We start from the raw sequence: 10,736 nt of genomic DNA on the forward strand, positions 1-10,736 counted from the left end.
ATGCCGGTGATCAAGCTTGGGGACCTTGTCATGATCCTGGACCTTGCCCGCCAAGGGCTATCCGTTTCCGCCATCGCCCGCCGGACCGGTTTCGACCGCAAGACCGTGCGCCGGCATATCGAGCGTGGGCTGGAGCCGCCCGCCTACACACCCCGGCCACCGCGGCTGTCGCTGTTATCCCTCTATGAGCCCTTCTTGCGCGAACGGCTGGCCACCGTGCCGGAACTGACGGCCAGACGCCTGCACCGGGAGATCAAGGAGCAGGGCTACAAGGGCGGCTACACCCTGGTGAAGGTCTTTGTCCGGTCCGTGCGACCGGCACCGGCCAGGCGCTTCGAGCGCCGGTTCGAGACGCCGCCCGGCAAACAGGCCCAAGTGGATTTCGCCTATTTCAAAACCGAATTCACCGACGAACCTGGCATGGAGCGGGTGGTCTGGCTGTTCTCCCTGGTGCTGGGCCATTCTCGGATGATCTGGGCACGGTTTGTCGCCCGTCAGGACCTGCCCACCCTGCTGCGCTGTCATATTGCCGCCTTTGAGGCCCTGGGCGGCGTGCCGGAGCAGATCCTGTACGATCGCATGCGTACTGCGGTCCTGGGCGAGGCAGGCGACGACAGGGGCGTCGTCTACAACGAGAAGCTTCTGACACTGGCGGCCCATTACGGCTTCCTGCCCAAGGCCTGCAAGCCCTACCGGGCTCAGACCAAAGGTAAAGTGGAGCGGCCCTTCCGCTATGTACGGGAGGATTTCTTCCTGGGCCTTACCTTCCGCAATCTGGACGACCTGAACACCCAATTCCGGCAATGGCTAGACCAGGTGGCCAATGTCCGCCGCCATGCCACCACCGGTCGGGTGGTCATCGAGCATTTCGTCGAGGAGAAACCCAACCTCCGGCCATTACCCGCCGGTCCCTGCAATGCCGTGCTGGCCCTGGAGCGGCGTGTTACCCGCGACGGCATGGTGTCGGTGGGTGGCAACCTCTATTCCGTCCCCGACTGTACCCGTCGGCGCGTCGTGGAGGTGCAGGTCACCGCCACCCAGGTTCAGATCCTGGAGGATGGAACGCTGATCGCCAACCATCCCGTCCTGGAGGGACGCGGGCGGCGGCGCCTGCTGGAGGGACATCGTACCCTGCCGCCACCGGCCAACAGCACTGTTACCCGGGAGGGGGCAGCACCGCCAACCAAGCCACCGGGTCGGACCGTGACGCCCCGCGACCTCACCATCTATGACGCCATCGGTCGCCGACTGGCCGATCAGGGGGTGCGGCCATGACGCTGATCCCATCGACCCTGGAACGCATCCGCCGGCATCTGGTGGGCTTGCGCATGCCGCGCGCCCTGGAAACCCTGGACAGCACCGTCCGCCAGCTCGAACGCGGCGAAATCTCCGCCCTGGAGGCGCTGGAGGGCCTGCTGGGCGAGGAACTGACCCTGCGCGAGGGGCGGCGCATCAAGGCCGCCCTCAAGATGGGGCGGCTGATCAACATCAAGACCCTGGAGGGGTTCGACTTCTCCTTCCAGCCCTCGCTGGACCGCAACCGCATCATGACCCTGGCCCAGCTGGACTTCATCGCCCGCCATGAGGTCTTACATTTCCTCGGCCAGCCCGGCTGCGGCAAGACCCACCTAGCTCTGGCCTTGGGCGTGGAGGCCGTCAAGGGCGGCCACTCCGTCTATTTCATGACCTTGGCCGACCTCATCACCTCCCTGGCCAAGGCCGAGCGCGAGGGAAATCTGCGCGAACGCCTGCGCTTCCTATGCCGGCCCCAACTGCTCATCGTCGATGAGATCGGCTACCTGCCCGTCATCCCGGGCGGTGGAAACCTGTTCTTCCAGCTCGTCAACGCCCGTTACGAACGCGGCGCGATGATCCTCACCTCAAACCGTGGCTTCGCCGAATGGGGAGAGGTCTTCAACGATCCCGTCGTCGCCACCGCCCTGCTGGACCGTCTCCTGCATCATGCCATCGTCGTCCACATCGAGGGCGCCAGCTATCGCCTGCGCCGTCATGCCGACCTGATCCCGGATAACAACCGCGTCAGGCCCATCAACCAGCCAAATCAGCCAAAACCAAGAGGGAGACCGCCGAAAAACAAACAAGCCTGACAACCCAAAATCAATTCGCCAGCCAAACCATCTGGGGAATTTTCAAGTGCCACTTCTGGGGATTTCCATTTCGCCCTTTACATCTGGCACTGACGGTAAAGTGGCAGATGCCAGCCATAGCAGGCTGACACCACATGCGCCACCAGCGCCGTCGAGGCCATGCCGCCGGTCACCACCCTGGCGGGGGCCGGCGCCTGGAGAACCGTGCCCTCGCAGGCGCGGCAGCCATATTTCGGTCGGATCGTCCGCAGCACCCGCACAACAGCCGGCACGATATCCAGCGCTTCGCTGACATCCTCGCCGATCCGATGCAGAACACCGTTACAGCAGGGACAGGCCGTCTCCACGGGTTCAACCACTCGCTCGATCCGCGGCAATGCCGGTGGCAAGGCACCCACGTTCCGTCGGGCGGGACGGCGACCGCCATCTTGTTTCACGCAGACGTCTTCCGCCATGCCCGTATTGTCGTTGGCTCCCGACGGTACCGATGGGGCGTCCCCGGCATCGCCGAGATTGAGGCACCCCTGGTCGGACAGGATCACAGCGGAGCGTTCAGAGCGTGCGCCCAACACCATCCGCCGGTACGCCGCCACCTCAGCCTCCAGACGCGTGTTCCGCTCCGTCAGGACGGCGATGATCCGGAGCAAAATCCGTGGATCGATGGGGGGTGGGGAAGTGCTATCCAACATGGTTGAATTCTACCCCAGAACACGCCAAAAACCCAGCATTTCCGCCAGATTCACCCCAACCAAACAGGCTTGCGGACAGGGGGCGGAACCACCCGGGTCCAGTCAAGACCATCGGCCAGCAGGGCATACTGCCCCGCACTCAGTCGCACAACCCCCTGACGCACCGGCGGCCATACGATCCGTCCGCTCTCCAGCCATTTCGTCGCCAGGACCAAGCCTGTACCGTCCCACACCAGCAGCTTCAGGCGGTCGCTGCGCTTGGAGCGAAACACGAACACATCCCCACAATAAGGGTCGGTCGCCAATGCATCCGCCACAAGGGCCACAAAACCGTTCACCCCCTTGCGGAAGTCGATCGGTGCCGACCAAAGCAAAATCCTCGGCACCGACCCCAGACGGATCAAAACTGTCCCCCCAGCGCCGTCAGCACCGCCCGGACCACGATAGGATCCACCGCCCCACTGAACCGGACCCGGCCGGCCCGCAGATCAACATCCACCGCCCATGGTTCCACTGTCCGCCCCGCGCACGGCGTCGTCGCCTCCGACGTCACCGGTACGAACTGTCCAGAACCCGAAATCTCAGCCAGCCCAGCCTGCCGACGCCAAACACTCAGCAAGGCCCGGTTCACCCCATGGCGTCGCGCAGCATCAGAGATGTTCGCCCCCGCCTCAGCACTTTCCGACACAATCACCGCCTTCTCCGCCGCCGTCCAATTCCGACGACGACGCTGACCCGTGATCACCTCTACCCGCCGATAGCGACTGCCTTCATCTATGTCTCCAAGACAGTCATTAATCCTGCTCGTAACACCCACGACACCCTCCAGCTCCATCGCCAAGCCGGAAAACTCGCCCACGGAAACTGAGAACGGAAGGTGGGGCGATCCTGACGCTTACTATCGACCTTGACCACCCATCCCTCCCCGTGACATCACCAATTTCGACACGAGGGGCATCTCATCCAACCGGCCGGAATCCACCGGAATAGTGGACCGCTTTGAAATCGGAACGGTGGACCGACTTCAAATCGGAATAGGTGGCCGACTTCGTCGGAATCCGCAGAAGGGGCATCCACACCATCAGTTCAGGCATCAACGTGCCGAGAAATGAGCGCTTACATCACTCCAGTGCCCCCGTCGTTCAACGCGAAGGGCGAACGGTCACATGGGTCAATTCTCAATGGAAACAAGCCGCCACACCGGGTCAATTTCGCGTTTAATTTAACAGTCTGTATATTTTAATATATTCTTCAATAATTTTATTAATCCACAAATCATTTAGATATTTCTTTTTCTTTCTGGATTCAACACAGTAATATATTGATTCGTCTGGTTTATCTGATTTTGAAATCAGTTCTGCCGGTATAAATACTCTCATTTTCTTCATGATGTTTTCTGTTGGCAGCGGACCTTCTGCCAGCCATCGTTCAGCATCTCGAAACTGCTCACGCATTGATAGAGCAAACATGTAGTCATTTGCCACTATCAAGTCCACCTTCCCGGATTTGTGAACACCAATCATGGGCAGCAGGGGAGCCAGTGAAGGGACAACAGAATTCACATAGATATCTATGCTCCAATACTGCGTAGCAATTTCGATAAAATGCCGGATATTTCTTATTGGTACGAGATCGCACTCTTCCATTAGACAGATTTCGATCTTGGGCTTGTTCACATCGACTGTATCATTTGATACATCGACATAGAGGCCGCCAATCTGAGTAGCGTTCTGAAAGTATTTTCCACGTAGCGCCCCCCAGATCGAACGCAGGATGCCGCCGCTTTCCAGAAACACCCGCAGTGCCGCTTCTGCCCGGATACGCGGTGTGGCCAACCGAACCAGGAGTTCATGCCGGACAGCATTGGTGATTTCCAGACAACGACCCAAGGGGTAAGGCTTGCCCATGCATTGAGGAAACTTTGCTGACAGGGCCGGATCCAGGGAAAGCCGGATATCCATGAGAAGATCAAAGATCTCAGCCTTGAAAGGCAGCAAGTAGCGTTCGGTCAGTTCCCGCTGCTTGTCATCGACAGGGGCGGGTTCGTCCGGTAGCAGCGGGCGTTGTGCGTTCTGGGAGGAGGGGTGGTTACTGTTGGTCATTTGCCCTAGAACCCGCTTTCACGTCGCAGAACCGCGATAGCGCGCGTCAGAAGCCGCAAGGCCAGACTTTGGCGGTCTCCGTCGATATGGACTTCTCCGCGCAGTGTCATTGGCAGACCATGCCCCTCAGTGGCCGTCAGAAGGACACGATAAACTGCTTTCTCCGGTACGGGGCCGTGATGGGCATCATTCAGTGCTGCAATCCCCCCTCCGTGGGTGGAGGCCAGCTCAGGAACGTTCTGCAACCGTGTTGTGGCCGTCGTGGCAAGGGTGGTTAGCCGCAATGGTACGCTATCCCATCCACCAGCCTCCGCGATGAAGGCTGCTTCATTACCGATGGCCAGCCTTTCCAGGTCATGTTCATCGACGAAAGCCTCGATCAATGCGGGCCCTGAAGCTGTCACTGTACCCAGCCATTCGCCGCCGCTGACCCATTCTCCGGGTAGGAGTGGAGTAGGGATATCCGCGACCAGCCCATCGAATGGTGCTCGGATTGTCAGTCGCTCTTTCTCCAGCAGCAAAGCCGCATGCTTCTGCTGAGCCGCGGCGTAATCCTCCCGAACGATCCGCAGACTGGCACCCGACGCGCGGTCCAACACAAGAAAGCTGTTCTGCCAGCGCAGACGGGCTAGCTCACGTTCCACGCTGGCCAATCGGTGATCAAGATCAGGATCGGAAAGCTGGAATAACGGCGTGCCGGCCTCAACAATCTGGCCATGCTCTGGCATGAGCAAGAGCTTCGCACCACTAGGCGCATAGAAGACGGCTTGCTGTCCTGCACGTAGCAGGGCAGGGGCCCGAACATTGCTGTTCCAGGGCAGCATAAGGAGTGCCAACCCGAGGGCTGTGAGAAGACCAGTCCGCACCGTGGCATGGTTCAGGCGTAAGCCAGTTCGGCGTTTGGCCCATTCCTTCAGTTCCCGCCAGATAGGCACGCCGATGAACCACACGATCTCCACCGCGAACAGAAAGATGCCCAGCAGCTTGAAAAAGAAATGATAAACCAGCAGGGCGATGCCTAGGAACAGGAAGAAGCGATAGACCCAGACCGAGTAGGCATAAAGGATCAGGAAACGCCGCAGCCGGGCCGGCATCTCCTCTGGTACAGCCTCTCCCAGGCCGAATAGCCGCTCACGCAAATGCCAGCGGGCCAGGGCGAAGGACCTGTCCTGCAGGTTGGCTATGTCGAGGGCATCGGAGAGCAGAAAATAGCCGTCAAAGCGCATGAAAGGGTTCAGATTGACGGCAAGCGTCAGCAGCCAGGTTGTGGTGGCCAGCATGAAGGCGGCACTGCGCAGCATGCCATCGGGCAGGAAGCTCCAGGCCAGCGTGGCATAACAGGCCAGCACCAGTTCGGCCCCCATGCCGGCAGCACCGATTTGCAGCCGTTGCCGTCGTTCCCGGAGCTTCCAGGCACCCGATGTGTCCGTATAGAGCATAGGGAACATGACCAGCAGCGCCACCCCCATGCTGGAGACCCGAGCACCATGGCGTTTGGCCGTGAAAGCATGCCCCAGTTCGTGGATCACCTTGGTGGCGAACAGGGTCAGACCGGCCAATGCCGCACCTTCTAAGCTGAAGAAATGCAGAAAGGTGGAACGAAACACATCCCACTGCTGTCCGACCAGCAGTAAGCCGGTGAGACCCGCCAGCACGGTTATCCAGAAGAAGGCGGCTGTATAAATGAAGCGGACATGCGGCAGTGCGCGTTCCAGCCACCGGTCGGGGCGCACCAGGGGGATGCGCACGAAGAGATAATTCTTCAAGAGCCATTTGGCCCATCCTATGCGGCCAGCCTTAGCCTGCTCAGCCAATCGGGCCATGGCCTCGGGGCCGCGTACCTGCAAAAGGTTGGCGCCCGATAGGAACCGGGTAAAGTCGATAATGTCCTCTATCGCAATATCCAGCGTAGTGGCGTGATTGACAGCCTCCACCACGGCAGACGCCTCGCCCAGTTGCCAGCGGGCCAGCATTTCCATCTCGGCCCAGCCGATCTGGAAGAAGCGGTTGCGTGCCGGGTCTTCCAATGTCCAGCGCGGATTTCCATGATGATCAGGAGCCGCTTGATGGAGCAGCAGCTCGTCACGTAGCGCTGGCAGGGGGATCGGTTGCTGCTCTGCATCCGAGAAGGTGGCTGCCATCACCATGGTTCACCAACCCAGCCAGAGGCGCAGAGCCGTCAAGGGGCGTCGCAGCACTTGCAGGGCCAGGATCGTCCAGTGTCCTTCCAGTTTGGCAGTACCCTTCAGGCCCACGCGGAGCCGCTCCTTTTGTGTCAGGCCGTCTGCTGTAAAGCGTCCCGAAAGCCGGTAAGCCACCAGACCGTCAGGTGTCGGCGCTGCGCGATAGCCGACCCGTGTCAGGGTGGCTGACAAAGGGGAGGCTGGATCGACATTCAGGAAGAAACGGATATCACCACCGATATCCAGGGGTATGGCATCAGCAGCCGGTAGCAGGATGTCCAGTTCGACATCTGTCGGATCGGCGATCATCAGGATGCGTTCGCCCAAGGCGACAGGCCGTCCAGCCCACTCATCCGGATTGTCATAAATAGCGATACCTGCCTTGGGGGCAGTCAGCTGGCCGCGGGCCAGTAGTTCCTCGGCATAGGCGACGTCAGCTGCGGCCTGTTCGCGGCGCGCTGCCAGCACGGCAAGGCTGCTTTTGGCGCGCTCATCGAAGACGGCCTGCTGCTGCGCTTGACGTTGCTCGGCGTCGGCGATCGCCAGTGCCTGACGCGCCACCTCAAGCCGGCTCTCCAACTCACGTCCATCCATGCGGACCAGCTTCTGGCCCTCCGTGATGGTGGCATTGGGAGGAACCAGGATTTCTTCCACCACCCCCGCCAAGGGAGCCCGTAGAATGATCGGCTTATGGGGTACGATCTCAGCTGGCGCCAGTACAGACTGGCGTACAGGGAACAAGGCGATAAGAGCAATACCCGCAGTGGCCAGAGCCAGCTTGCGGCGATCCTTGATCAGGGGCAGTCGTTTGGTGCCCGGCCCTATCAAAGCCTTCCAGGCATGGGCATAGGCGTTGCAGGCAATATCCAGCAGCTGCCGCTCCCCATCGGTGAAGGGCATGTCCCGGGCCAGCAGCAGTAAGCCGACAGGAACAGTCTCGCCCGACCGCAGAAGAGGCAGCAGCAAGCCGTAAGCCGGCAGATGCGCCATCCACAACTCGACCTCTTCCCCTGGCATATCGTCCACAGTCAGGTCCAGAGGCGTGGACAAGCTGGACCATGAGGCCATTTTCTTGCCCAGCCACTGTGTAAAAGGAGCCTCGGGGTCAGGGGCTGCCAAGCCGGAAAGAGATTGGATCGCAGCCTTGTCCGCACGCCAAAAGGCTGCCTGCCGGTAGGAAACCAGGGCATGGGTTTCGTTCACCATCAGGAAGGCCAATTCCGCTGGCGTTGGTGCGCCCCGTACCCGACGTTCCAACTGAACCAGCCCAGCCAGGGCCACCAGCTGCCGATCGCGCGGATCTGTCATGGCGCTTTGCCTACGGCTAGCGAGGCCGACCCGCTCATCCCTGGCCGCAGTTGCTCGATCGAACCCTTGATACGGCCATAGACACGGACTGACTGACTGACAGGATCCACCGCCCCTGACAGGCGCGTGATTTCCGCCTGATGATCGCTGCCTGTCTCATCCACTCGCAATGGGAAGGAGAGACCGGGCTTCAGCCAAGCAAGCCAGGCGGAAGGAACGATCATTTCGATGTCGTACTGGCTGCTGTCATAAATGCCGATCAGGGGAGCACCTTCGGCAGCGAATGCATAACGCTGGACCTGTACTTCCGATACCCGACCATCATAAGGAGCCGTAATGGAGCAGCGTTGCACCATGACGCCTGTCAACGCCAGTTCGGCCTTGGCCTGCGCTTCAGCACTTTCCGCGACGGCTAATTCAAGCTGGCTGATGGAATTCAACTGGTTCAGCTTGGCTGATACTTCCCGTTTGCGGCTTGCGGCTTGGGCCGCTGCCGCTGCCTGATCCTGACGGGCACGTTGAGCCGCACAGTCGAATGTGACCAGACGATCCCCTTTCCGGAAGGTTTCACCATCCCGGAAGGGAAGCTCCACAATCTTACCAGCCATCTCCGCCGAGAGTATCGCATGTTGGCGAGCTCGGATCTGGACACGGATCTCCGTACCCGCAGACAGGATCGCCCCAGGTGGGGGCGGTACCGGCGCCTGCTGGGTATAGGCCGGCAGTGTCACCACCCCTGCAATCAGACATAAGCTGGTGCGGACGACACGGAACAAGCATGTGGGCAAGACGCATTCCCTCAATTTGTCAGGGCTGGCGCCTTTATAGCATTACCCTGACTGACGGCGTCCATTTGGGTCTTGATGGCCACGGCAATCTGGTCGATCGATCCCGATGGGGTCTGAGGCGGTACGGGATCGAAGCCAGCCGCCTGATGGATGGCACCGTAGGCGTTCTGCAGTTCGGCATAAGCACGATCACGCGCTCGCGTCGCCAGCAGGGCGGAGGCGCCGGCGCGGATACGCTCCAGTTGGGTCTGGGCATCGCTGGCAGCCGCTGCATCAATCTGAGACTGGATACGGCTTTCGATCTCCTGGAGGCTGTTATAGCGATCATAGAGCCGCTCTGCCCGCTCATGGCGTCGCCACGCCAGATTGACCTGTGTGAGCACGGCCATGCGTAGGGCCTGGCGACGGACCTCGGCCACTTTCCCCCGAGCCTCCCCCGTCGCTTCCACCTTGGACCAGTTCAGGACGGACAGCAGATTCCAGGAGACCTGCACACCAGCATCGGCCCAGTTATTGTTGACCAGATAGGAATTGTCATCACGGTTCAGGCCAGCGAACAAGGTGACGCCGGGCAACAGCTTCAACAGGTTCATCCGGGTTTCCAGCGCCACATTGCGGGCAATGTAGGCTTCCTCTCGAACCTCCGGTCGCTCCACCATGGCGATGGCTTCCAGATCTTCCAGCGTGTAGCCAAGCTTAGCCAGTGAAGGTGTCGCGTCGCCCGGCAAGGCAATCTGGACTGGCGTCGCCGGGGGCAGGTTCATGAGGCTGGCCAGCTGTGTCCGGGCGATGGCCATATCGGCTTCCAAAGCCTCCAGCTGCTGGACGATCTCCACCAGCGCCTTCTGATACCGTAGGCTCTCCAGCGGTGGCAGCAGACGCTGCTGCTCGGTCTGCCGTGCTTGCTCCAGGGCCTGACGGGCTTCTGCCAGGATGGCCGTGACCTGGGGCTTGAGGCGTTCGGCTGTGACGGCCTCCCACCAAGCGGCACGAACCTGTTCCACGATATTCAAAACGACCCGGCGCCGGCGCTCTTCTGCTGCCAGCAGCTTGTTGGCCTGGGCCTGCGCACCATAATAGGAGAGACCAAAGTCCAGCACGTTCCAGCCGAGTTGCAAGTCGACGGTCGAGCTGGTCTTCTCAGAGCTGGTGGAAGGGACCAGAGAGACCTGCCCGGTCGCCACAGACTCAGAGACAGAGGCCAGCACGTTTGAACGTGTACGCAATCCCGCGCGCGTTGCCAGCTTGGGCAGCATGTCGGCGGCACTGGCATCCAGCACCCGATCCTCCAATGCCTGCTCCATCAAGGTGACACGGTGCTGGAGATTATATTTGAGGGCCCGTGCAATGGCCTGCTCCAGTGTGACCGGCGCTGAGAGCGCCTCCTGGCTGGCAAACATGGCCTGACGGTCAGCACCAGCCTGGGCGATCTGCTGATCAAGTGTCAGTGGCTCCGGACGCACACTGCATCCGGTTAGCACAATCAGCAGGGCCGTGCTGGCAAGCAAGGGCAGGCGGCCGGTGAAGGTATTGCGGATCATTTTGGTTTCTCTCCAGA

10 protein-coding genes are annotated in these 10,736 nt (G+C 60.6%); 2 read left to right on the forward strand and 8 right to left on the reverse strand.

Annotation, left to right across the window (positions count from 1 at the left end; translation table 11 throughout):
- The first annotated feature begins 6 nt into the window (after positions 1 to 6).
- Together istA and istB are read left to right on the forward strand one after the other, a co-directional pair.
- The gene (gene istA, locus C0V82_RS26095) at positions 7 to 1,275 is read left to right on the forward strand and encodes an IS21 family transposase (protein ID WP_102115471.1); all 1,269 of its coding nucleotides are present in this window, start codon (positions 7 to 9) and stop codon (positions 1,273 to 1,275) included.
- Positions 1,272 to 2,108, forward strand: coding sequence for an IS21-like element helper ATPase IstB (gene istB / locus C0V82_RS26100; RefSeq protein WP_102115395.1), 837 nt, complete (start codon positions 1,272 to 1,274; stop codon positions 2,106 to 2,108). Before istA ends, istB begins: the two co-directional genes overlap by 4 nt.
- Before the next feature lie 77 nt (positions 2,109 to 2,185).
- Here istB and C0V82_RS28040 read toward each other — a convergent pair whose 3' ends face one another.
- The 8 genes from C0V82_RS28040 to C0V82_RS26140 form a co-directional block, all read right to left on the reverse strand.
- Positions 2,186 to 2,797, reverse strand: a complete 612-nt coding sequence (locus tag C0V82_RS28040) for an IS66 family transposase zinc-finger binding domain-containing protein (RefSeq protein WP_158660245.1) — start codon at positions 2,795 to 2,797, stop codon at positions 2,186 to 2,188.
- A 50-nt stretch (positions 2,798 to 2,847) separates the two neighbouring features.
- Positions 2,848 to 3,201 carry an IS66 family insertion sequence element accessory protein TnpB gene (gene tnpB / locus C0V82_RS26110; protein ID WP_102115397.1) on the reverse strand — a complete coding sequence of 118 codons (354 nt, stop codon included), beginning with the start codon at positions 3,199 to 3,201 and terminating at the stop codon, positions 2,848 to 2,850.
- Positions 3,198 to 3,542, reverse strand: a complete 345-nt coding sequence (tnpA, locus tag C0V82_RS26115; RefSeq protein ID WP_211108018.1) for an IS66-like element accessory protein TnpA — start codon at positions 3,540 to 3,542, stop codon at positions 3,198 to 3,200. Before tnpA ends, tnpB begins: the two co-directional genes overlap by 4 nt.
- A 472-nt stretch (positions 3,543 to 4,014) precedes the next feature.
- Entirely contained in the window at positions 4,015 to 4,899 is an 885-nt protein-coding gene (locus C0V82_RS26120) for a hypothetical protein (RefSeq protein WP_102115398.1), read from the reverse strand.
- A 5-nt stretch (positions 4,900 to 4,904) separates the two neighbouring features.
- Positions 4,905 to 7,046, reverse strand: coding sequence for a site-2 protease family protein (locus tag C0V82_RS26125; RefSeq protein ID WP_211108019.1), 2,142 nt, complete (start codon positions 7,044 to 7,046; stop codon positions 4,905 to 4,907).
- A 3-nt stretch (positions 7,047 to 7,049) separates the two neighbouring features.
- Complete coding sequence (locus tag C0V82_RS26130) at positions 7,050 to 8,390, reverse strand: efflux RND transporter periplasmic adaptor subunit (protein ID WP_102115399.1); 1,341 nt, start codon at positions 8,388 to 8,390, stop codon at positions 7,050 to 7,052.
- Positions 8,387 to 9,121 carry an efflux RND transporter periplasmic adaptor subunit gene (locus tag C0V82_RS26135; protein ID WP_158660246.1) on the reverse strand — a complete coding sequence of 245 codons (735 nt, stop codon included), beginning with the start codon at positions 9,119 to 9,121 and terminating at the stop codon, positions 8,387 to 8,389. The genes C0V82_RS26130 and C0V82_RS26135 overlap by 4 nt, the downstream gene beginning before the upstream one ends.
- A 68-nt stretch (positions 9,122 to 9,189) precedes the next feature.
- Positions 9,190 to 10,719 carry a TolC family protein gene (locus C0V82_RS26140; RefSeq protein WP_158660247.1) on the reverse strand — a complete coding sequence of 510 codons (1,530 nt, stop codon included), beginning with the start codon at positions 10,717 to 10,719 and terminating at the stop codon, positions 9,190 to 9,192.
- Positions 10,720 to 10,736 lie beyond the last annotated feature (17 nt).

Source organism: Niveispirillum cyanobacteriorum (assembly GCF_002868735.1).
Classification (GTDB): domain Bacteria; phylum Pseudomonadota; class Alphaproteobacteria; order Azospirillales; family Azospirillaceae; genus Niveispirillum; species Niveispirillum cyanobacteriorum.

Coding starts and splice junctions, on each gene's coding strand:
- istB (WP_102115395.1), top strand. CDS start 1,272: ATGACGCTGATCCCATCGACCCTGGAACGCATCCGCCGGCATCTGGTG.
- C0V82_RS28040 (WP_158660245.1), bottom strand. CDS start 2,797: ATGTTGGATAGCACTTCCCCACCCCCCATCGATCCACGGATTTTGCTC.
- C0V82_RS26120 (WP_102115398.1), bottom strand. CDS start 4,899: ATGACCAACAGTAACCACCCCTCCTCCCAGAACGCACAACGCCCGCTG.
- C0V82_RS26125 (WP_211108019.1), bottom strand. CDS start 7,046: ATGGTGATGGCAGCCACCTTCTCGGATGCAGAGCAGCAACCGATCCCC.
- C0V82_RS26130 (WP_102115399.1), bottom strand. CDS start 8,390: ATGACAGATCCGCGCGATCGGCAGCTGGTGGCCCTGGCTGGGCTGGTT.
- C0V82_RS26140 (WP_158660247.1), bottom strand. CDS start 10,719: ATGATCCGCAATACCTTCACCGGCCGCCTGCCCTTGCTTGCCAGCACG.